At 69.4% G+C, this 21,649-nt stretch carries 17 protein-coding genes, 1 pseudogene and 1 riboswitch; of the genes and pseudogenes, 4 read left to right on the top strand and 14 right to left on the bottom strand.

Going from position 1 to position 21,649, the window contains the following annotated elements; genetic code table 11:
* Nucleotides 1–220: 220 nt before the first annotated feature.
* From I4Q42_RS19240 to I4Q42_RS19215, 7 genes and pseudogenes are all read right to left on the bottom strand, one after another.
* Nucleotides 221–1,327, bottom strand: a complete 1,107-nt coding sequence (locus I4Q42_RS19240) for an ABC transporter substrate-binding protein (protein WP_198577700.1) — start codon at nt 1,325–1,327, stop codon at nt 221–223.
* A 66-nt stretch (nt 1,328–1,393) separates the two neighbouring features.
* Nucleotides 1,394–2,773 (bottom strand): glutamine synthetase family protein, encoded by a 1,380-nt coding sequence (locus I4Q42_RS19235; RefSeq protein WP_198577699.1) that lies wholly within the window; start codon nt 2,771–2,773, stop codon nt 1,394–1,396.
* Nucleotides 2,770–4,137 carry an aspartate aminotransferase family protein gene (locus tag I4Q42_RS19230; protein WP_198577698.1) on the bottom strand — a complete coding sequence of 456 codons (1,368 nt, stop codon included), beginning with the start codon at nt 4,135–4,137 and terminating at the stop codon, nt 2,770–2,772. Before I4Q42_RS19230 ends, I4Q42_RS19235 begins: the two co-directional genes overlap by 4 nt.
* A 22-nt stretch (nt 4,138–4,159) precedes the next feature.
* Nucleotides 4,160–4,286, bottom strand: a pseudogene (locus tag I4Q42_RS26670) (hypothetical protein); the annotation flags it as partial.
* Nucleotides 4,287–4,315: 29 nt separating this feature from the next.
* On the bottom strand, nt 4,316–5,770 hold the full coding sequence (locus tag I4Q42_RS19225) for an NAD-dependent succinate-semialdehyde dehydrogenase (RefSeq protein WP_198577697.1): 1,455 nt from the start codon (nt 5,768–5,770) through the stop codon (nt 4,316–4,318).
* 8 nt (nt 5,771–5,778) lie between these two features.
* Complete coding sequence (locus I4Q42_RS19220; protein WP_198577696.1) at nt 5,779–7,269, bottom strand: aldehyde dehydrogenase; 1,491 nt, start codon at nt 7,267–7,269, stop codon at nt 5,779–5,781.
* A 10-nt stretch (nt 7,270–7,279) separates the two neighbouring features.
* A complete protein-coding gene (locus I4Q42_RS19215; RefSeq protein WP_198577695.1) occupies nt 7,280–8,005 on the bottom strand; it encodes a GntR family transcriptional regulator in 726 nt (241 codons plus the stop codon).
* A gap of 88 nt (nt 8,006–8,093) precedes the next feature.
* Here I4Q42_RS19215 and I4Q42_RS19210 point away from each other — a divergent pair, with 88 nt between their 5' ends.
* Nucleotides 8,094–9,413, top strand: coding sequence for an aspartate aminotransferase family protein (locus I4Q42_RS19210; protein WP_198577694.1), 1,320 nt, complete (start codon nt 8,094–8,096; stop codon nt 9,411–9,413).
* A 37-nt stretch (nt 9,414–9,450) separates the two neighbouring features.
* Entirely contained in the window at nt 9,451–10,059 is a 609-nt protein-coding gene (locus tag I4Q42_RS19205) for a hypothetical protein (protein ID WP_198577693.1), read from the top strand.
* A gap of 152 nt (nt 10,060–10,211) precedes the next feature.
* Here I4Q42_RS19205 and I4Q42_RS19200 read toward each other — a convergent pair whose 3' ends face one another.
* Nucleotides 10,212–11,318: a methyl-accepting chemotaxis protein gene (locus I4Q42_RS19200; RefSeq protein ID WP_198577692.1), complete on the bottom strand. Its 1,107-nt coding sequence runs from the start codon at nt 11,316–11,318 to the stop codon at nt 10,212–10,214.
* A gap of 316 nt (nt 11,319–11,634) precedes the next feature.
* On the opposite strand from I4Q42_RS19200, the gene I4Q42_RS19195 reads away from it, so the two are divergent.
* Both I4Q42_RS19195 and I4Q42_RS19190 read left to right on the top strand, forming a co-directional pair.
* Complete coding sequence (locus I4Q42_RS19195) at nt 11,635–12,999, top strand: pectate lyase (RefSeq protein WP_232793285.1); 1,365 nt, start codon at nt 11,635–11,637, stop codon at nt 12,997–12,999.
* Between the two features lie 49 nt (nt 13,000–13,048).
* Nucleotides 13,049–13,402: a potassium channel family protein gene (locus I4Q42_RS19190; RefSeq protein ID WP_198577691.1), complete on the top strand. Its 354-nt coding sequence runs from the start codon at nt 13,049–13,051 to the stop codon at nt 13,400–13,402.
* 148 nt (nt 13,403–13,550) lie between these two features.
* Here I4Q42_RS19190 and I4Q42_RS19185 read toward each other — a convergent pair whose 3' ends face one another.
* From I4Q42_RS19185 to I4Q42_RS19160, 6 genes are all read right to left on the bottom strand, one after another.
* Nucleotides 13,551–14,135 (bottom strand): SRPBCC family protein, encoded by a 585-nt coding sequence (locus I4Q42_RS19185; RefSeq protein ID WP_232793284.1) that lies wholly within the window; start codon nt 14,133–14,135, stop codon nt 13,551–13,553.
* Between the two features lie 60 nt (nt 14,136–14,195).
* Entirely contained in the window at nt 14,196–14,801 is a 606-nt protein-coding gene (locus tag I4Q42_RS19180; RefSeq protein WP_198577690.1) for a peptidylprolyl isomerase, read from the bottom strand.
* Nucleotides 14,802–14,949: 148 nt separating this feature from the next.
* Nucleotides 14,950–18,555, bottom strand: a complete 3,606-nt coding sequence (locus tag I4Q42_RS19175) for a hydantoinase B/oxoprolinase family protein (RefSeq protein WP_198577689.1) — start codon at nt 18,553–18,555, stop codon at nt 14,950–14,952.
* Nucleotides 18,556–18,613: 58 nt separating this feature from the next.
* On the bottom strand, nt 18,614–19,189 hold the full coding sequence (locus I4Q42_RS19170; protein WP_198577688.1) for a TMEM165/GDT1 family protein: 576 nt from the start codon (nt 19,187–19,189) through the stop codon (nt 18,614–18,616).
* Between the two features lie 96 nt (nt 19,190–19,285).
* Nucleotides 19,286–19,395: riboswitch (yybP-ykoY riboswitch) on the bottom strand.
* Nucleotides 19,396–19,640: 245 nt separating this feature from the next.
* Nucleotides 19,641–20,378, bottom strand: coding sequence for a DUF2793 domain-containing protein (locus tag I4Q42_RS19165; protein WP_198577687.1), 738 nt, complete (start codon nt 20,376–20,378; stop codon nt 19,641–19,643).
* 93 nt (nt 20,379–20,471) lie between these two features.
* On the bottom strand, nt 20,472–21,479 hold the full coding sequence (locus I4Q42_RS19160) for an NAD(P)H-dependent flavin oxidoreductase (protein WP_198577686.1): 1,008 nt from the start codon (nt 21,477–21,479) through the stop codon (nt 20,472–20,474).
* Nucleotides 21,480–21,649: the final 170 nt, after the last annotated feature.

The following is a 21,649-nucleotide window of genomic DNA, read 5'->3' as shown; positions in this document are numbered from 1 at the left end:
CCCCCCCCCGCCCCCGCCCCCGGCGCGGGGCCCCCCCCCCCCTGGGGCTCCTCCCAGTGTTTTCATTCCCCGCACCACCCCCCCGCCCCCGGGGGGGGGTGGGGGCGCCGCCGGCGGGGGGGGGGGCCGTGGCTGCGAGGGCGAGACGCTCAGCGGAAGCTGAAAACGTCCCCCCTCCGGCCCTGCGGGCCACCTCCCCCAGAGGGGGAGGATCGCCGTCTTATGCCGCCCGCACGCGGGTGATGATCTCCTCGTAGAGGCTGGCCTTTTCCGCCCCCTCGAAGGCCCCGTACTCGCACTTGGACATGATGTCGGCGGGCGGGAAGATCACCTTGTTGTTCTTGTAGTCGTCCGGCATCAGCGCCTTGGCCGCGGCGTTGGGCGTCGGATAGAGGATGGTCTTGCTGATCTCGGCGCCGGCCTGGGCGTCCAGCAGGTAGTTGATGAACTTGTGCGCGTTGTTCGGACGCGGCGCGCCCTTCGGGATGCACAGGGTGTCGGAGTTGATCAACGACCCTTCCTTGGGCACGACGAAGTCGATGTCGTCGTCGTCCTTCATCGCCTGGGCGATGTCGCCGTTGTACTCCAGCACCAGGTCGACCTCGCCCGACAGCAGCAGGTCCTGGCCGTTGTCGTCGTGGAAAGCCTTCACGAACGGCTTCTGCTTGATCAGCATCTGCTCGATCTTCGGCAGCATGTCGGCCGGGATGTCGTTGACCGAGTGGCCCAGGTACTTGGCCGCCAGGCGCACCAGGTCGGCGCTTTCCGACAGCAGGGCGATCTTGCCGGCGTACTGGTTGCTGTCGAACAGGTACTTCCAGCTGTCGGGAACGCCCTTCACCTTGCTCTTGCGGTAGCCGATGCCCAGCACCAGCCAGGTATAGGGCAGCGAGAACTTCCGGCCCGGGTCGTATTCCGGGTTCATGAACACCGGGTCGATGTTCTTGATGTTGGGGATCTTGGCGTGGTCGAGCGGCTCGAGCATGCCCGCCTCGCTCATCCGGGTGACGAACTCGTTGGACGGCACGATGACATCGAAGCCGGGGTTGCCGGCCTTCAGCTTGGCGAACAGTTCGTCGTTGGTGGCGAACAGGCTCATGTTCACGTCGACGCCCGTGGCCTTCTTGAAGTCGCCCAGCGTCGTCTCGCCGATATAGGTGTCCCAGTTGTAGAAGTTCAGCTTGGCCTCTTCGCCGCCGGCCGGGGCCGCCGGCTTCTCGCCGCAGGCGGTGAACGACAGGCCGATGGCCGCCGCGCCGGTGGCGGTCAGCAGCGAGCGGCGGCTCAGGGCGGCCTTCTGCAGGCCGCGTTGGGTGATCGTGCTCATGGTCTCGAAACTCCCCTTATCGTTCCCGGCCCACACCGGCGGTTCAACCCAAGCCCCACTCCGCCATCAGGCGTTGCGGAGGTACCAATCGAAATCCAGTTCCGTGACGACCTCGAAGAAGCGCGCCTGTTCCGTGCGCTTGACCGACACGAACATGTCCACGAAGCGGTCGCCCAGATAGTCGCGCAGCACCTCGGACTTATCGAACAGGTCGACGGAGGCGAACCAGTTGGACGGCAGGCGCGACTTCTCCTTGGCGGCGGCCGCATAGCCGTCACCGACCACCGCCGGACCCGGATCGACCTTGTTGGTCAGACCGTGGTGGGCGCTGGCCAGCAGCACGGCCATGACCAGGTACGGATTGCCGTCGGCCCCGGCGACGCGGTGCTCGACATGGCGGGTCGGGGCCGGTCCGGCCGGCACGCGCAGCGAGACGGTGCGGTTGTTGACGCCCCAGGTCGCCGCGACCGGCGCGTAACTGTTGGCCTTGAAGCGGCGATAGCTGTTGGCGTTCGGCGCCAGGATCGCCATCCCCTCGCCCAGCAGCTGCTTCATGCCGCCGATAGCGTGCTTGAGCATCTGTGAGCCTTCCGTGTCCTCGTCGGCGCAGAGGTTGTTCCCCTCGCCGTCGTTGAAGCTGACATGCACGTGGAAGCCGTTGCCCGCGCGATCGGCCCAGGGCTTGGCCATGAAGGTGGCCTCGCAGCCGTGGCGCAGGGCCACGCCCTTGGCCATCCGCTTGTAGAGCAGGGCGTCGTCGCAGGCGCGCAGGGCGTCGGGCTTGTGCTTTAGGGTCAGCTCCACCTGACCCGGGGCGAATTCGGAGATCGCGCCTTCGAGAGGAACCCCGATCGTGTCGGCCGTGTCCCACAGCTCGCGCAGGAACGGGGCGTTGGCCTCCAGTTCGGGCAGGCCATAGACCTGGATGCCGGTCGGCCGCTGGCCGGTCAGCACCGACTTGGCGGGCAAGAGCTCGCCATTCGGGCCGCGCTCGATGTCGACGAGGTAGTATTCCAGCTCGCAGGCCGCGACCGGGGTCAGGCCATCGGCGGCGTAGCGGTCGAGCACCCGTTGCAACACGTGGCGCGGGTCGAGGTCGTTGGGCGCGCCGTCCAGCTCGTAGAGCGACAGCATCACCTGGGCGACGTCCGGCCCCAGCCACGGGGCCAGGGTCAGGGTTCCCGGCACTGGCCGCGCCCTGCGGTCGGCGTCGCCGTCCTCCCAGACCAGGCCGGTGTCCTCGCAGTCGGCCCCGACGGTGTCGACCACCAGAATCGAGCCCGGCAGGAACCGGCCGTACTCGTAGATCGCCGGCAGCTCGTGCACACGCAGGCGCTTGCCGCGCGGCACTCCGGTCATCGAGGTGAAGAACACCTCGACATATTTCACCTGCGGATGGGCGGCGAGGAAGTCGCGGCACTCCTGCGGATCGGCGACGGCGCTCATGCTTGCAACTCCCCGAAGGCCTCGGCGAATCCGTCGATCGCCGCCGCCAACCTATCGATCGCCGCGCCGTCCGTGACGGGCGAGACCAGCATCATGTTGTGGAAAGGCGCGATCAGCGCGCCTCGATTGATCAGCCACAGATGCAGCGCTTCCACGGCATCCTGGTCCAGAACTTTGCGCATCGCGGCGGCGTCGCGCGGCGGCGGGTCGGCGAAGACCAGCTCCACCCGCGCCCCGACATGCACGACCGACCACGGCAGGCCGCGCGCAGCAATGACCCCGCGCAGCCCGGCCACCAGCCGCTCGGCGCCGGCCAGCATCTTGGCATAGGCCGCGTCGGTCATGACGTCCGAGAGCATGGCGCGCATCGCCGCCATGGCCAGCGCATTGCCCGATAGCGTCGTGCCGATCCCCGACTGACCTGGCCCGATCCGCGCCTGGGCCTCGTCCATCCGCGCCGACAGCTCGGCCGTGACGCCCCAGACAGCGGCCGGCACGCCGCCGGCCACGGCCTTGCCCAGCACGAAGACGTCGGGCTCCAGGCCATGCGCCTGGGTGTAGCCGCCGGGGCCGGTCGAGATCGTGTGGGTCTCGTCGATGACCAGCAGGGTCCCAGCTTCGCGGGTCAACTTGCGCAGGGCGTCGTGGAAGCCCGCATCCGGCAGGATCATCCCGCAGTTGGTCATTACCGGCTCGGCCAGCACGGCGGCGACGTCGCCGGGGGCCAGGGCCGCTTCCAGCGCTTCGAGATTGTTGAACGGCACGACGCGAGTGGTCGCCGTCAGGTCCTGCACCTGGCCCAGCAGGCCGGGCTTCATGACCGCCGCGCCGTCCTTCAGCACCACGAAAGCGTCCTCGACCATGCCGTGGTAGCAGCCGTCGAACACCAGCACGACCGGCCGCCCCGTCACGGCCCGCGCCCAGCGGATCGCCGCGCGGTTGGCGTCGCTGGCCGTGGTCGCCGCCTGCCACAGCGGCAGGCCGAAACGCTCGGACAAGAGCTTGCCGACGATCATCGCCGAGGCGGTCGGCAGCATGAACCCTGCCCCGCGCCGGGCCTGGTCCGCCACGGCCGCCGCCACCGAGGCGTCGCCATGGCCGAACATCGACGGCGTGTCGCCCAGACAGAAGTCGTCATAGAGCTTGCCGTCGACGTCGGTGACCTGCGCCCCTACGCCCTGGGCGGCGAAGATCGGCGAAGGACAGGCCCAGTCGCCCATCCAGTGCATCGGAACCCCGCCCCGCCACACCTGCGCGGCCGCCTTGGCCATCGCCACGCTGCGCGGATGCTCGGCCAGGAACCGCGCGCGCTCGGCGGCGATCAGGTCGGCGAGGGTCGAAGGGCGGGAGAGTTCGGCGATCATCCGCGCCCTCCCCCTACTCCCGTCATTCCCGCCCTTGTGGCGGGAAACCCTGGTTCAGCTCGCACGTGAAGCGCCTTGGCGGGCCAGCCCGCCACACCCCTGCCCTTGCGGCGGACAGAGGGGTTCCCGCCACAAGGGCGGGAATGACGGGAGGATAAGGAAGGGGCGGGACCGTTCCTCATCCCACCCCGCCGAAGCACAGGTACTTGGTCTCGAAATACTCATCGAGGCCCTCGGACGAGCCCTCGCGGCCCAGGCCCGATTCCTTGACGCCGCCGAACGGCGCCACTTCCGTGGAGATCAGGCCTTCGTTGATGCCGACCATGCCGGCCTCGATGGCCTCGGCCACGCGCCAGCAGCGGCCGACGTCGCGGCTGTAGAAATAGGCCGCCAGGCCGAAGGGCGTGGCGTTGGCCAGGGTGACCGCCTCGTCCTCGGTGTGGAACTTCACGATCGGGGCGACGGGGCCGAAGATCTCCTCGTTGAACAGGCGCATGTCCGGCGTCGCGCCGGTCAGCACGGTCGGCTGGTAGAACAGGCCGCCCCGCTCGTGGCGCTCGCCGCCGACCTCGATCCGGGCGCCGGCCTCGACGGCCTCCTGCACCAGGTTCTCGACCTTGATCAGGGCCTTCTCGTTGATCAGCGGGCCGATCACGACCCCCTCGCCCGTGCCCGGCCCGACCTTCATCGCCGCGACCTTTTCGGCCAGCCGCTTGGCGAAGGCGTCGTGGATGCCGGCCTGGACGATCAGGCGGTTGGCGCAGACGCAGGTCTGGCCGGTGTTGCGGTACTTGCTGGCGATCGCGCCATCGACGGCGGCCTCCAGATCGGCGTCGTCGAAGACGATGAAGGGCGCGTTGCCGCCCAGTTCCAGCGACAGCTTCTTCATCGTGCCGGCGCACTGGCCGTAGAGGATCTTGCCCACCGGGGTCGAGCCGGTGAACGACAGCTTGCGCACCCGGCCGTCCTCGCACAGGGCCTTGCCGATGGCGCTGGAGTCCGTACCGGTGACGACGTTGAGCACGCCCGCCGGCACGCCAGCCTCCACCGCCAGCCGCGCGATCGCCAGGGCGCACAGCGGCGTCTCGGCGGCCGGCTTGACCACCACGGTGCAGCCGGCGGCCAGGGCCGGGCCGACCTTGCGGGTGATCATGGCGATCGGGAAGTTCCACGGCGCGATGGCCGCGCACACCCCGATCGGCTGCTTGATCGAGGCCAGGCGCTTGCTGCGGTCGGGCGTAGGGATGGTGTGGCCGTAGCCGCGCTTGGCCTCCTCGGCGAACCAGTCGATGAACGACGCGCCATAGGCCACCTCGCCCTTCGACTCCGCCAGCGGCTTGCCCTGCTCGGCGGTCATCAGCCGGGCCAGGTCGTCGGCGTGGGCGAGCATCAGGTCGCTCCACTTGCGCAGGATCGCGCCCCGCTCCTTGGCCGTCCTGCCCGCCCAGGCCGGGAAGGCCCGGTGCGCGGCCTCGATGGCGATCCGCGTCTCGGCCCCGCCCAGGTCGGCGACCTCGGCGATCGTCTCGCCGTCGGCCGGATTGGTCACGGCGAAGGTCGCGTCGCCCTCGATCCAGAGGCCGTCGATGAAGGCGGCGGTTTCGACAAGGTTCAGGGCGGTCATATTCGTCATTGGCGGGGCTACCTCAGCGTCACGGACACCGACTTCAGGTCGGCGTACTTGTGCAACGCATGAAGGCTGCGGTCACGGCCGAAGCCCGACTGCTTGAAGCCCCCGAACGGCATGGTGATGTCGCAGGCGTCCCAACCGTTGACCCAGACCAGACCCGCCTTCAGTTTCCGCGCGCCCTTGAGCCCGCGATTGATGTCGCTGGTCCACAGGCCGGCGGCCAGGCCGTAGACGGTGTCGTTGGCCAGGGCGAAGGCTTCTTCCTCTCCCGTGAAGCTCAGCACGCCCAGGACGGGTCCGAACACTTCTTCCTTGGCCAGCCGGTGCTCCGGCTTCACGCCGTCGAAGATCGTCGGCTCGACGTAGAAGCCGCCCGTCTCGGCCCGCACCTGGGTCCCGCCGAGCACGGGCTCGCCGCCCTCCTCGCGGGCCTTGTCGATATAGCCGAGCGCCGTCTTCATCTGCCGCTCGCTGACCATGGCCCCAAAGCCCGTCTCGGGGTCCAGCGGATCGCCGACATGGATGCTGCGGGCGACCGCGACCACCTTCTCCAGGAACTCGTCCTTGATCGAGGCCTCGACCAGCAGGCGCGAGGCGGCGGTGCAGACCTCGCCCTGGTTATAGAACACGCCCCAGGCGGCGGCTTCGGCCGCCGCGTCGAGGTCGGGGCAGTCGGCGAAGACGATCTGGGGCGACTTGCCGCCCAACTCCAGCGACACGCGCTTGAGATTGCTCTGGGCCGCATATTCCATCAGCCGCCGGCCGGTGGGGCCCGAGCCGGTGAAGGCGATCATGTCGACGTCCATCGACCGCGCCAGGGCCTGGCCGGCGATCGCCCCGAAGCCCGGCACGACGTTCAGAACGCCCGGCGGCAGCCCGGCTTCCAGGGCCAGCTCGCCCAGCTTCAGCGCCGTCAGGGGCGACTGCTCGGCCGGCTTGAGGACGACGGAGTTGCCCATGGCCAGGGCCGGCGCGACCTTCCACATCGCCATGTGCAGCGGGAAATTCCACGGCACGATGGCCCCGATCACCCCCAGCGGCTCGTGGGTGGCGAAGCTCAGCCGATCGGCCGGCGAGGCGCCGACCTCGCCATAGACTTTGTCCAGGGCCTCGGCGTACCAGCGGGTGGTGTTGATCGCGAGCGGGATGTCGACATTGCGGGCGTCGCGGATCGGCTTGCCGACGTCCAGGCTTTCCAGCAGGGCCAGGTCCTCGGCGTCGCGCTCCATCAGCTCGGCCAGGCGGAACAGGATCTTCTTCTTCTGGCGCGGGTGCAGGTCGCGCCAGCGGCCGTCCTCGAAGGCGGCGCGGGCGGCGGCTACGGCGCGCTCGACGTCGGCGCCCTCGCAGGCGGACACCTGATTGAGCACCCCGCCGTCTCGCGGCCCGACATTGTCGAAGGTCCCGCCCGAGATCGCGCCGACCAGCGCGCCGTCGATCACCGCCCGGCCGGGAAGGGCCAGGCGCTTGAGCTGCTCGGAGATGGACGCGGGAACGGTCACGCGGGCGGCCTCATGGAATTGTGATCACAGTTTGCGTGGGCGGTGGCGCTGTCAAGCCGGCGCCGGCCCCGACCGCGGCGCGCATCTTGTCCATGCCTTCGGAAAGGTCAGCGGCGATGGCGCGGCGGGCGCCGTCGGCGTCCTTGGCCTTCAGGGCGTCCATGGCCTCGGCGTGGCGGTCGGCCGGCAGGCTGCCGGTGCCGACCCGGCCGAACACCACCCGCATGAACGGCCCGATCTGCAGCCACAGACCGCCGGCCATGGCCAGCAGCACCTCTGCCCCCGCCCGCTCGTAGATGGCGAAGTGAAAGGCGTGGTTGGCGACCATGTAGCCGTCGACGTCGCCGACCCGCAGCGCCTCTTCCAGGTCCTGGTCGATGACCTTCAGCTTACGGACCAAGGCTTCGTCGGCCCTGGGCGCGGCGCGGGCGGCCAGTTCCGGCTCGATCCATTGCCGAGCCAGCTCCAGTTGCTCCAGCCGCTCGGCGGTCAGGGAGGGCACGGACAGCCGCTTGTTGGCGGGGTTGATCGCCAGGGCCCGCTCGGCGACGAGGCGGCGCACAGCGTCGCGCACCGGCATGGGGCTGACACCCAGTTCGGCGGCCAGGCTGCGCAAGCTGACCCCGACACCCGGGGCGATCTTGCCGGTGATCAAAGCTTGGCGGATCGAGTCGTAGACCTGGTCATGCACCGCCGTGGAATCGGCCAGGGGACGGCGCGTTTTCGGCTCGGCCATGTCCCCTCCTCTCCGCGACGCATTCCAGGGCTTGCCAGCTAGCCCGTAATTGCGATCACAATGCAAGGTCTCGCGAAGGACCTCCCGCATGCCCGACTTCGGCGCCAACGACCTCGACGCCTACTGGATGCCGTTCACGCCCAACCGGCGGTTCAAGGCCAATCCACGCCTGCTCGCCAGCGCCAAGGGCATGCACTACCAGACGCCGGACGGCCGCGAGATCCTCGACGCCACGGCCGGCCTGTGGTGCGTCAACGCCGGCCACGGGCGCGAACAGATCACCGAGGCGATCCGCAAGCTGGCCGGCGAGCTGGACTATGCGCCCAGCTTCAACCTCGGCCATCCACTGGCCTTTGCCTTCGCCTCGCGCCTGGCCCAGGTGACGCCGAAGGGCCTGGACCGGATCTTCTTCACCAACAGCGGCTCGGAGTCGGTCGACACCGCCCTGAAGATCGCGCTGGCCTACCACCGCGCCCGCGGCAAGGGGACCAAGACCCGGCTGATCGGCCGCGAGCGCGCCTATCACGGTGTCGGCTTCGGCGGCATCTCGGTGGGCGGCATTCCCAAGAACCGGCTCTATTTCGGGTCCTTGCTGACCGGCGTAGACCACCTGCCCCACACCCACGGCCTGCCCGAGAACGTCTTCGCCCAGGGCCAGCCCCAGCATGGCGCCCACCTGGCCGACGACCTCGAACGCATCGTCGCCCTGCACGACGCCTCCAACATCGCCGCCGTCATCGTCGAGCCGGTCTCGGGCTCGACCGGCGTGCTGGTGCCGCCCGAAGGCTACCTGCAGAAGCTGCGGGCGATCTGCGACAAGCATGACATCCTGCTGATCTTCGACGAGGTGATCACCGGCTTCGGCCGGGTCGGCGCGCCTTTCGCCGCCGACCGCTTCGGGGTGACGCCCGACCTGCTGTGCATGGCCAAGGGCCTGACCAACGCCGCCGTGCCGGCCGGCGCCGTCGCCGCCAGCACCGCGATCTACGAGGCCATGCTCGACGGCGCCGACAGCCCCATCGAGCTCTTCCACGGCTACACCTATTCAGGCCATCCGCTGGCTTGCGCCGCGGGTCTCGCGACCCTGGAAATCTACCAGAGCGAGGGCCTGTTCGAGCGCGCTCTGGCCATCGAGCCCTACTGGCGCGCCGCCGTCCATTCGCTGCGCGACGCCCGCCACGTGATCGACATCCGCGACTTTGGCCTGATCGCCGGCATCGAGCTGTCGCCCCGCCCCGGCGCGGCCACCGCCCGGGCCATGGAAGCCTTCGAGGCCGCCTTCGACCAGGGCCTGCTGATCCGCGTCACCGGCGATATCATCGCCCTGTCTCCGCCCCTGATCATCGAGGAGGCCCAGATCGATCGCGTGGTGGAGACGATCCGAAAGGTGCTTGCCGCGGTGGATTGACGGCGGGAGCGTTCAGGCGACCTCGGAGTCCCCGCACATGCTGTCCATCCTCGCCGCCGCGGCATTGCTGACCGGTGCCTCGCCCGCGCCGGCGCCTCAGCCAGCCCAGCCGGCGCCGGCGGTGTTCGTCAGCGGCGTTCACGGCCTGACCTTCCGCTCTCCACCGGGCGCAGGCTACTGCCCGTTGCCGGACGACTGGGTCGGTAGCGACCATGGGACCGACCTGCTGCTGAACGGCGGCCTCTGCACCTCGCCAGGCTACCCTTCGGTCGGCCGCTTCGTCGCCACCAAGGGCGTGGCGGCGATCATGGTCTATTACGGTTACGACCCCACGGCCGGCGACGACGAGCCCCGCCGTCCGCCGCCCTGCCACAAGGTCGCCGTCGCGCGCCTGATGGGCGCCGACCACCCCGTCTGCCGCGAGCGCTACGAGGGCCGCCTCTATTATTCGGTCGAGGCCAAATACCGGGCCGACACCGCCAGCGAGGTCAGCCTGCAGCTGGTGACCACGCCCCAGCGCCTGGCGAGCGACCTCGAAATCCTCCGCGCCCTCGCCGCCACCGTCCAGGCCTGCAAGAGCGACTGGATGGTCGAAGAGCATGTCGGCACGGGAGAGGCGTGCCCGAAGGACGGGGTGTATTTCTAGGGACGGCGGAAGACGCGGGAACCTCCCCCCGTGGGGGAGGCGGCCGGAGGCCGGTCGGTTTCAGCTTTCGAGAAAGCGGCCAATCTCGCGGCCACTTCCCCCACCGATCGCTTCGCGATCACCTCCCCCATAGGGGGAGATTCCTGAAGGCGCTAAGCCTTCAGCCGCAGCACGTTGTCCACGACCCGCTCGGCCGTAGCCGGCAGCGGCGTGTCCACCGCCTGGCGCTGCACCAGGCAGCCGTACCAGCCCAGGCCCTTGTAGGTCTCGTAGCCCGGGGTCAGGGCGTAGCCGATAGTCTTGTCGCCCTCGGCGTAGCTGCCCATCGACCCGTGCGAGGTGTTCAGCTTGAAGCTGTCGGTCAGCACGCCCTGGCCGTCCGAAGCGGCCAGGATCCGGTGGTTCTGGTCGAGCAGCAGCACCCGAGAGCGCGCCTTCTCCTCGTCGGTCATCCGCACGCCATCGACGATGGCCTGGGCCTGGGGGCGCCAGTCGAAATGCACGCCGAGCACGCCGATGACCTTGCCCTTGGCCTCGCCGCCCTCGCGGATGGCGGTGGCGTAGGTCGCGACCGGCGCCTCGTCGAGCAGACGCTGGCGGGCGATGTCGGCCACGGCGAAGTCATCGCCGGTCTTGGTGCGCATGGCTTCCTGGAACCAGGAGGCGTTGGCGACCGACGCGCCCTGCACGCCGCGATACTTGTCGGGCCGGCCGCTGGCGATCACCCGCCCGGCCGCGTCGCAGATCCACAGGTCCAGATAGACGGTATAGGCGTCGAGAATGACCTTCAGCCTCTGGCTGGCGTAGTCGGCCGCCTCGCGCGACGGGGCCATGGCGCAGTCGACGACGGCGCTGTCGGTGGCCCACCAGCGCACGTCGCAGGTGCGCTCATAGAGGTTGCGGTCGATGATCTCGATGGCGTTCAGGGCCAGGTCGGCCAGGCGCTGGCCGCGCAGGTGCGACAGGATCGCCCCGCCGATGGCGGTCAGTTCGTCGAGGTCGGCGCGCACCTGGCTTTCCAGGGCCCCGGCCACCTCGTCGATCTGGGTGGAGATCTTCTTGAACTCCTCGGCGACGATGGCGAAGCCCCGGCCCGCCTCGCCCGCCCGGGCGGCGACGATCAGGGCGTTGATGGCCAGCATCTTGGCCGCGCGGTTGACGGTGGAGATCTCGCCGATCTTCTGGCCCGCCACCACGCTGAGCCGCTCGGACAGATCGAGAATGCGCTCCGGGCGGAGGCTGGACTCTTCGGCGGACATGAATGCTCCCCCCCCGGGAACGCGAATCGGACAACGCGGTAAGGTTGACACCGACGTCAGCTTTCCACCGCCCATTTCAGAAGAAAACTTCGCCTGTCGAGGGAGAACCTAAAAGCTCGCGCCTGAAGAGCCTGATTTTCAAGCACGGATTGCCCAGCGATCTCCCAAAACAGCGTTATCAATCAACCAAACGTCACAATAAGCTTTGCGCCACCCCTTTATGACACCGGTGGACATTTTTCAGCCGTGAGGGCAGGTTCGCGTCGCCAGGATGACGCGCTCGACGCTCGCCGGCTTTCGGGGAGAGACACGCCACATGACCCACCGCCCCTTGCTTCCGCGCCTTCTCGCCGGCGTCGCCGCGGCCGTCCTGTTCGGCGCCGCCGCCCAGGCGGGCGAAACCCTCGCCTTTCCCGGGGCCGAGGGCGCGGGCCGGCTGTCGCGGGGCGGGCGCGGCGGCCAGGTGATCAAGGTCACCACCCTCGAGGATTCCGGCCCCGGCTCGCTGCGCGCGGCCGTCGAGGCCAAGGGCCCGCGCACCGTGGTGTTCGAGGTCGCCGGCACGATCCAGCTGAAGTCGGACCTGAAGATCAGCCAGCCCTGCATCACCATCGCCGGCCAGACCGCCCCGGGCGGCGGCATCACCCTGCGCGACCACACCCTGGTGGTCTCGGCCGACGACGTGGTCATCCGCTTCATCCGCTCGCGCCTGGGCGACGAGAGCAAGACCGAGAGCGACGCGATCTGGATCAACAACGGCCGGCGGATCATCCTCGACCACGTCTCGGCCAGCTGGTCGGTGGACGAGACCCTGTCGGCCTCGGCCCGCTACGACGAGGCGGGCCAGGGCTTCTTCGACCTGACGGTGCAGTGGTCGATCATCGCCGAGTCCATGGCCCACTCGCTGCACGCCAAGGGCGACCACGGCTACGGCAGCCTGATCCGCGGCGGCAAGGGCTCGAAGGTCAGCTTCCACCACAATCTCTGGGCCAGCCACATGGCCCGCATGCCCCGCCCCGGCAACTACGACGGACCCGACAAGGACCCCGTCGGGGCGTTCTTCGATTTCCGCTCCAACGTCTTTTACAACTGGGGCAAGGGCTATGCCGGCTACGACGCCGACAAGGCGGCGCTGGCGGCCTACAACTTCGTCGACAACGCCTATGTGCCCGGCCCGAGCAGCGGCAAGCCGGTGGCCTTCCAGGAAAGCAACACCCTGGCCCGCGCCTACTTCGCCGGCAACAGCATGGCCGGCGCCGTGCCCGCCGATCCTTGGAGCCTGGTGACCTTCACCATCCCCGAGCCCGCCGGCTATCGCCGGGCCGCGCCGATCGAGGTCGCCCCGGTGACGCCCGAACCGGCCGACAAGGCCTATGCGCGGGTGCTGGCCGAGGCCGGCGCCTCGGTGTTCCGCGACAGCGTCGACGCCCGGGTCGTGGCCGGGGTGCGCGACCGCACCGGCGCGGTGATCAACAGCCAGAACGACGTCGGCGGCTGGCCCGCCCTGCCCGCCGGCAAGGCCGCGCCCGACACCGACGGCGACGGCATCCCCGACGCCTGGGAAAAGGCCCACGGCCTGAACCCGAAGAGCGCCGCCGACGGCCCCGCCCTGGCCAAGGACGGCTCGGGCTACACCCAGCTGGAGCTCTATCTGGCCGACGCCGCCCGCCGTCGCGGTTGACGCCTCCGCCAGGCTCGGGCGAGCTAGCGCCTCAACGTGGGGGCGCATCATGCTCAAGTATTTGGATACCGTCCGAGAACTGCTGGCCGTCTATGTGGTCATGCTGCTGGCCGCCGCCGGCTCCTACGCCTTCTTCGAGGGCAAGACCTATCTCGACGGCGTCTGGTGGGCCTGCGTCACCGCCACGACGGTCGGTTATGGCGACATGTATCCGGCCACCCTGGGCGGGCGCATCACGGCCGTGGTGCTGATGCACGTGACCCTGCTGCTGATCCTGCCCCTGCTGATCGGCAACATCTGCTCGCGCTGCATCAAGGACGCCAACGAGTTCAGCCACGCCGAGCAGGAGGAGCTGAAGGCGACGCTGGCCCGGTTGGAGGCCAAGCTGGACGGAAAGACCTAGGGCCAATCGACAATCAGCTCCGTGTGTGGTCCTCGTCCTTCGACAAGCTCAGGATGAGGACCATTTACAGGCCGGGCAGCCGAAAAACCTCATCCTGAGCCTGTCGAAGGACGAGGTTTTCGTCTCAGAACGCCGATGTCGATCCGCCCTAACCGGCTTCGAGACACGCCTCGCGCAGCCGCGCCAGGGCCTTGGGCGTGTCCTTGCGCAGGCCCGCGCGCAGCAGGGCCTTGGGGATCACCCAGTCGACGGCCAGGCGGTTCTCGTAGAACACCCGCGTGCCCGCCCCGCCGGCCAGGGGCTGCAGACGCCACTCGCCCTCCTCGGCCTTCAGGTCGCCCTCGACCAACCGGAAGCGGATGCGCCGCCGTCCCTCGTAGTCGGAACGGAAGACGATGCGCATGCGGGGAAAGAACAGGCTCTTGCGGGTGATGTGCTCGCGGATGTCCCAGCCGCGCTTCTGGTCGCCCGATAGCACCGCGCAGCGTTCGAGATTGGTGATCATCCGCGCGGCGCTGGCGCAGTCGGTCAGCACGGCCCAGACGGTGTCGGGCGAGGCGGCGATGTCGATCACCCCGCGCACCTGGCCGCCGGTCGCACCGGCCGGATCGGGCGAGACTTCGGCGTGCGCTTCTCCGCGCGCCAGGCTGGCTCGCGCCTCCGGCGACAGCTCGAAGGCGCAGACCGGCGTAGAGACCGCAAGGGCAAGAATGAGGATCGATATCGTCCGCAACGGCGTCTCCAGGTTCGTCCCCGAAGACAGTTACGTATCCGCCAGGCGATCAGATGCGGCTCAGCCGGCCCGCTTCATGCTGAGGATCTGGACGGGCGCCTTCAGCATCTCGTCCTTCATCGCCTCGGTGTAGGCCAGCCCGCCGGTGGGCATGGCTAGGATCTTCCTGACGATCGGCAGCCCCTCGACCACGGTTCCGAAGGCGGCGAAGCCGAGGTTGTCGCCTTTGGCGCCCGGATGGGCGTCCAGATAGGGCATGGCGCTGGCGCAGATGAAGAAGTCGCAGGTGGCCGTTCCCGGCGCGTTGCGGGCCATCGAGATCACGCCCGGCTTGTGGCGAATGCCGGTCTGGGTGGTGCTCTCATGGGCGATGGGCGCGAAGCGTCGCGCCCGCTGCGGCGGCGCGCCCTGGATCGAGCCGGCGCCCTTGACGCCCTTGGTCCGCGAGGCCCGGTAGAAGGTCCCGCCGTCGTACTTCTTGGCGTCGATATAGCGCAGGAAGTTGGCCGCGGTGATCGGGGCCTTCTTGTCCTCCAGCTCGACCACGATCAGGCCGGCGCTGGTCTGGATGGCCACCTTCGGCTTTGCGGCCGCTAGGGCCAGACCGGGCGTGGCGACCACCAGGCCGGCGGCGCCGATCAGGGTGCGGCGGGCGATGTCGGTCATGGGGCCTCCTGGTGGGTGGTGCGTGATCCTCGTCCTTCGACAAGCTCAGGATGAGGATCAAGGCAGGCTCGGTTCTACGCCGACAGTAAGCACCGGCGTCAACATTGAAACCTCACCCTGAGCTTGTCGAAGGGCGAGGTTTTGCGGCTCAGCCCTTCCCCCAGCCCCCGCCGCCGGGCGTCTCGATGACCACGCGGTCGCCGGCCGAAACCTGCGCTTCGTCGGTCGCCGCCAGCGCCTGCACGCTCCCGTCGGCCCGTTCGATCCGCGCCAGCCCCAACGCTCCGCTCGCCCCGCCGTGCAGGCCGAACGGCGGCACGCGGCGGCGGTTGGACAGCAGGGTGACGGTCATCGGCTCGCGGAAGCCGATGGTGCGCACCACGCCGTCGCCGCCGCGATGCTCGCCGGCCCCGCCCGAACCGCGACGGATCGAGAAGGCCTCGACCCGCACCGGATAGCGGGTCTCCAGCACTTCCGGATCGGTCAGCCGGCTATTGGTCATGTGGGTCTGGACGGCGTCGGCGCCGTCGAAGTCCGGCCCAGCGCCGGCCCCGCCGCAGATGGTCTCGTAGTACTGCCGCCGCGCGTCGCCGAAGGTGAAGTTGTTCATCGTGCCCTGCGCCGCCGCCATGACGCCCAGCGCGCCGTAGAGGGCGTCGACCACGACCTGGCTGGTCTCGACATTGCCGGCCACCACCGCCGCCGGATAGCACGGCTTCAGCATCGAGCCCTCGGGAATGACCAGCTCGACCGGCCGCAGGCAGCCGTCGTTCATCGGGATCTCGTCGTCCACCAGGGTGCGGAAGACGTACAGCGCCGCCGCCCGGCAGATCGATGCCGGTGCGTTGAAGTTGGTCGGCACCTGGTCGCTGGTGCCGGTGAAGTCGACGCGGGCCGTGCGGGCCACTTGGTCCACCGTGATGGCCACCTTCACCACGCTGCCGTCGTCGAGCTCGTAGGCGAAGGCGCCGTCCGACAGCCTGGCCAGCACCCGGCGCACGGCCTCCTCGGCGTTGTCCTGCACGTGGGCCATGTAGGCCTCAACCACATCCTGGCCGAACTCGGCGACCAGGCCGGTCAGGCTCTCGGCCCCGCGCGCGCAGGCGGCGACCTGGGCCTTGAGGTCGCCGATGTTCTGGTCGGGATTGCGGGCCGGCCACTTGCCGCTGGCCAGCAGGGCGCGGGTCTCGGCCTCCAGGAACCGGCCGCCCTCGACCAGCAGGAAGTTCTCGATCAGCACCCCCTCCTCCTCGACCGTCCGGCTGCCCGGCGGCATCGAGCCCGGGGTGATGCCGCCGATGTCGCCCTGGTGACCGCGCGCGGCGACGTAGAACAGCAGGTCCTTGGCCGCGTCGAATACCGGCATGACCACCGTCACGTCCGGCAGGTGGGTGCCGCCGGCATAGGGGGCGTTGAGCATGTAGACGTCGCCGGGCTTCATGCCCCGGCCGTCATCGGAGCGCCCATCGCGGATGGCCCGCACGCTGTCGCCCATCGAGCCCAGGTGCACCGGCATGTGCGGGGCGTTGGCGATCAGGTTGCCGTCGCGGTCGAACAGGGCGCACGAGAAGTCGAGCCGCTCCTTGATGTTCACCGAATAGGCGGTGTTCTGGAGCGCGAACCCCATCTCCTCGGCCACGGCCATGAAGAGGTTGTTGAACACCTCCAGCATCACCGGATCGGCTTCCGTGCCGGCGGCGCGACGGGGCGCGAGGGCTTCGACGCGGTCGAGGATCAGGTTGTGGTGGGGGTCGACGCAGGCCCGCCAGCCAGGCTCGACGACGGTGGTGCCGGTGGCCTCACGGATGATAGCCGGCCCCGAGACCTCGGCGCCGATCGCCAGGCCCGCGCGGTCGAGCACCGGCGTGTCGTAGGCCTGCCCGGCCAGGCGGGCGGGCACGGTGGCCAGCACCCCGCCCAGCCCGCCTTCGCCGGCGCCCAGGTCGGGCGCGGCGCCGGCGTCGGCATGACCGATGGCCTCGACGCTCAGGGTCTCGACCACCAGCGGCGTGGCCGGCGCGACGAAGCCGAAGCGGCGCTGATGCAGGGTCTCGAAGGCGACTTTCACCCCTTCCGCATCGGTCAGCGGCACGCGCAGCGGCGTGTCGGTCCCGGCGTACTTCACCAGAAGAGCGGCCTCGGTCTCGACCGTCACCAGCGGCGCATCCTGAGCGCGCAGGGCGGCCTCGGCCTCGGCCGCCAGGGCGGCGGCGCGGGCCGGCAGGGTGTCGGCGGCCTCGTCGAGGCGCTGCTCGACCGTGGTTTCGCGCAGCAGGCGCAGGTCGGCCAGGCCCATGCCATAGGCGCTGAGCACCCCGGCGAAGGGGTGGATCATCACCGTCTTCATGCCCAGGGCGTCGGCCACCAGGCAGGCGTGCTGCCCCCCCGCCCCGCCGAAACAGGCCAGGACATAGCGGGTGACGTCGTAGCCGCGCTGGATCGAGATTTGCCGCACGGCCTTGGCCATGTTCTCGACGGCGATCGTCAGGAAGCCCTCGGCGATCTCGGCCGGGCTCATGGCGCGGCCGGTAGCGGTCTCGATCTCAGCGGCCAAGGCCTCGAAGCGCTCAACGACCACCGCGCGGTCCAGCGGCTGGTCTGCGTTGGGACCGAAGACGTGCGGGAAGAATTCGGGCTGCAGCTTGCCCAGCATGACGTTGCAGTCGGTCACCGTCAGCGGCCCGCCGCGCCGATAGCAGGCAGGCCCCGGATTGGCCCCGGCCGAGGCCGGTCCCACCCGCAGCCGCGCGCCGTCGAAGGAGCAGATCGAGCCGCCGCCGGCCGCCACGGTGTGGATGTTCATCATCGGCGCGCGCATCCGCACGCCCGCCACCACCGTCTCATAGGCCCGCTCGTACTCACCGGCATAGTGGCAGACGTCGGTCGAGGTGCCGCCCATGTCGAAGCCGATGACGCGGGTGAAGCCCGCCTCGGCCGCCGTCTTGGCCATGCCCACGACGCCGCCGGCTGGACCGGACAGGATGGCGTCCTTGCCCCGGAAAGCGCGGGCGTCGGTCAGGCCGCCGTTCGACTGCATGAAGAACAGCCGCGTCTCCGCCCCCAGCCGCGAGGCCACCTGGTCGACATAGCGGCGCAGGATCGGCGACAGATAGGCGTCAACCACCGCCGTATCGCCCCGCCCGACCAGCTTCATCAGCGGACTGACCTCGTGGCTGGCCGAGACCTGGCTGAAGCCGATCTCGCGGGCGATGGCGGCCACGCGCGCCTCGTGACCGGTGAAGCGGAAGCCGTGCAGCAGCACGATCGCCACGGCCCGGAAGCCGGCGTCGTAGGCGGCCTGCAAACCCTCTCGGGCGGCGACCTCGTCGAGCGGCCGCACCACCTCGCCGTCGACGCCGATGCGCTCGTCGATCTCGACGACGCGGGTATAGAGGGCCTCGGGCTTGACGATGTTGCGGTCGAACAGCTTGGGCCGGGCCTGCTGGCCGATGCGCAGGGCGTCGGCGTGGCCCTTGGTGATCGCCAGAAGCGTCGGCTCGCCCTTGCGCTCGAGCAGGGCGTTGGTGGCCACCGTGGTGCCCATCTTCACTGCCTCGACCGCCCCGCCGCCGCCCTGCTCCAGCAGAGCGCGGACCCCGGCGACGGCGGCGTCCTCATATTGTTCGGGGTTTTCCGACAGCAGCTTGTGGGTGACCAGCCGCCCGTCGGGCCGCCGCGCGACGATGTCGGTGAAGGTGCCGCCGCGATCGATCCAGAATTCCCAGCCGGTCGCGCGCGGGTCTTCGAGGGTCATGGGGCGGGGGCTCCGGATCGGTTCGACCCGTGAATAGCCCCCGCCCCTGCTCACGTCATTACTTGAAGAGGCCCAACAAGGTGGCGATCCCCCAAAGGCCCAGGGCCAGGAAGATCAGCGCCGCGCCGATGCGCACGTACTTCAGCGGCACGATCTTGGTCGCCGCCTCGCCCAGGTACACGGCCGGCACGTTGGCCAGCATCATGCCGAGCGTGGTGCCGGCGGCCACCAGCGGCACGTTGTGGAACTGGGCGCCCAGGGCGACGGTGGCGATCTGGGTCTTGTCGCCCATCTCGACCAGGAAGAAGGCCACGGCCGTGGTCAGGAACACGCCGTAGCGGCCCACGGCCCCGCCATCCTCGTCGTCGGCCTTGTCGGGGATCAGCGCCCACGCCGCCATGGCGATGAACGAGAGGGCGATCAGCCACTGGAACCAGGCGCCTTGCAGGTATTGGGCGACCAGCGAGCCGGCCAGGGCCGCCAGAGCGTGGTTCAGCAGGGTGGCGACCAGGATGCCGAGGATGATCGGGATCGGCTTCTTGAAGCGCGTGGCCAGGATGATGGCCAGCAGCTGGGTCTTGTCGCCGATTTCGGCCACGGCGACGACCAGGGTCGAGACGAGCAGGGATTCCATGAGATCAGATACCGTTGCGGGGGCCGAGCGCAGACAAGACGACAGCGACCGTTTCCCCGCCCAGCCCGGACGGGAAACGACGCCGTTGGTCTCGCCAAGGAAGCTGTCGGTGCTTCCTTCACCCGCGCCATGGTCTCGAAAGACCAAGTATGTTGACGACGGGCCCCGCTGATAGGCGCGGGCGGCTACTCCCCAAAGGGTGAGGGGCGTGTAGCCGGGCTGGCCGCGTGGATCAAGCAGAGAGCCATTCGCAAGTGTCGCAGTGATCGGCTGGCGACTTCCCAAACCCTCTTCCCACTCCCGTCATTCCCGCCCTTGTGGCGGGAAACCCTCTGTCAGCCGCAAGGGCGGATGAGGCGACGCGCTGAGCGCGTCGCTTGCGCCTCACGTGCAAGCGGAACCAGAGGTTCCCGCCACAAGGGCGGGAATGACGGGAAGTAAGGAGCGTGCCCTACACCGCCACCGGCGCCTCGAACCGCAGGAGCTGGATCGCCACCCGCACCTTGCCGGAAACGAAGCTGCCGCCGGCCGCGGTGATCACCACCGGGGTGTCGACATAGAAGGCCGTCGGCCCCACGACGCCGATGTTGCTGGCGTTCAACCCCACGCCCAGCGACGAGCCGAACTTGCCGGTCTCGCCGGCGACGCCGCAGCTGTAGGCGGTGACGCCGGTGACCGCCGCGCTGGTGCGGGTGGCGACGCCGAGCACGATCGAGCGGGCGGGGATGACGGCGGCCGTGGTCACCGAGGCGCCGCTGAGGGTCGCCTCGACCTCGCGGATCTCGACGCGGACCTCGGCCCCGAACGGCGAGCGGGCGGCGGTCAGGCTGGCGAAGGTGGAGGACAGCGCGACCCAGGCCGAGCCGGTGAACACCGCCATCTGGCCCTCGTCGGCGATCCAGGCGGTGAAGCCGGCGGCGGGCGCGATGGCCTCCCAGGCCCCGGCCTCGAAGCGCATCAGCCTGCCGGAGGAAACAGGCGACCAGTCGGCGCCGGTGGCGGTGGCCGGACGGATCCACATAGCGCCATCGGCGGGCGAACCGGGCTGGGCCGTCACCGTGCGGCTGACGACGCAGGGCTGGACGAGGCCGTCCAGGCGGGCGAGGCCCTCGTTGACGGTGACGTGCTTCTGGGCTTGCCCCGCGGCCACATAGGGCAGCGAAAGACGGGGCGTGGCGGCGTCGGACATGAGGCGCTCCTGGCGGGTTTCGAACCCGCCTAGGATCGCCCGGCCGGAGTCGCCGGGGATGAAGCCGTCTTCATCCCCGGCTGGATCCCCGTCCTACTCGGCGGCGAAGGCCAGGCGATTGCCGGCCGTCAGCGCGGTCTTGGCCGCCAGCTCGGCCTTCGCGTCCTCATATTCCTCCGCCAGCTTGGCGATGCGTTCGGCGACGGGAAGCACTTCCTTGATCACGCCGATGCCCTGGCCCGATCCCCAGATGTCGCGCCAGGCCTTGGCGTCGGTATTGCCCCCCGAGCCGAAGCTCATCTTCGACGGATCGCTTTCCGGCAGGTTTTCGGGATCCAGGCCCGCCGCCACGATCGACTGGCGCAGATAGTTGCCGTGCACGCCGGTGAAGAGGTTCGAATAGACGATGTCGCTGGCGTTGGCCTCGGTGATCGTCCGCTTGTAGGCCTCGGGCGCATTGGCCTCCTCGGTGGCGATGAAGGCCGAGCCGACATAGGCCAGGTCCGCGCCGACGGCCTGGGCGGCCAGGATCGAGCGGCCGCTGGCGATGGCGCCCGACAGGGCCACCGGTCCGTCGAACCAGGCGCGGATCTCCTGCACCAGGGCGAAGGGCGACAGCGCCCCGGCGTGGCCGCCGGCGCCGGCGGCGACGGGAATCAGGCCGTCGGCCCCCTTCTCGATCGCCTTGTGGGCATGCCGGTCGTTGATCACGTCGTGCAGGGTGATGCCGCCGTACGAATGGATCGCCTGGTTCAGGTCCTCGCGCGCGCCCAGCGAGGTGATGATCACCGGCACCTTGTATTTCACGCATAGCTCGATGTCCTGCTCGAGCCGGTTGTTGGTCTTGTGGACGATCTGGTTGACCGCGAACGGGGCCGACGGCAGGTCCGGATTGGCCTTGTCCCAGGCGGCCAGCTCTTCGGTGATGCGGGCCAGCCACTCGTCCAGCTGCGACAGCGGGCGGGCGTTCAGCGACGGGAACGAGCCGACGATGCCGGCCTTGCACTCGGCGATGACGAGGTCTGGATTGCTGATGATGAACAGCGGCGAGGCGATCACCGGCAGGCGCAGACGATCGCGCAGAATGGGCGGCAGAGCCATGGGACGGGGGTCTCCTCGTTCCGCGACGTCACGCGCCGCGCATGTTAACAGCGTTAGCTTAAACGCTCGTTCATGCCCCTTGCAAGCGCTTGACCTCCGTCACGGCAGGCGCGCAACTGGACGACAAAGCCGAAAAATGCCGCACCGCAGGAGAAACCCGTCGTGAGCGA

It is taken from the genome of Caulobacter hibisci, from assembly GCF_016135805.1.
GTDB classification, from domain to species: domain Bacteria; phylum Pseudomonadota; class Alphaproteobacteria; order Caulobacterales; family Caulobacteraceae; genus Caulobacter; species Caulobacter hibisci.
This window is presented reverse-complemented; position numbering and strand designations above follow the sequence as displayed.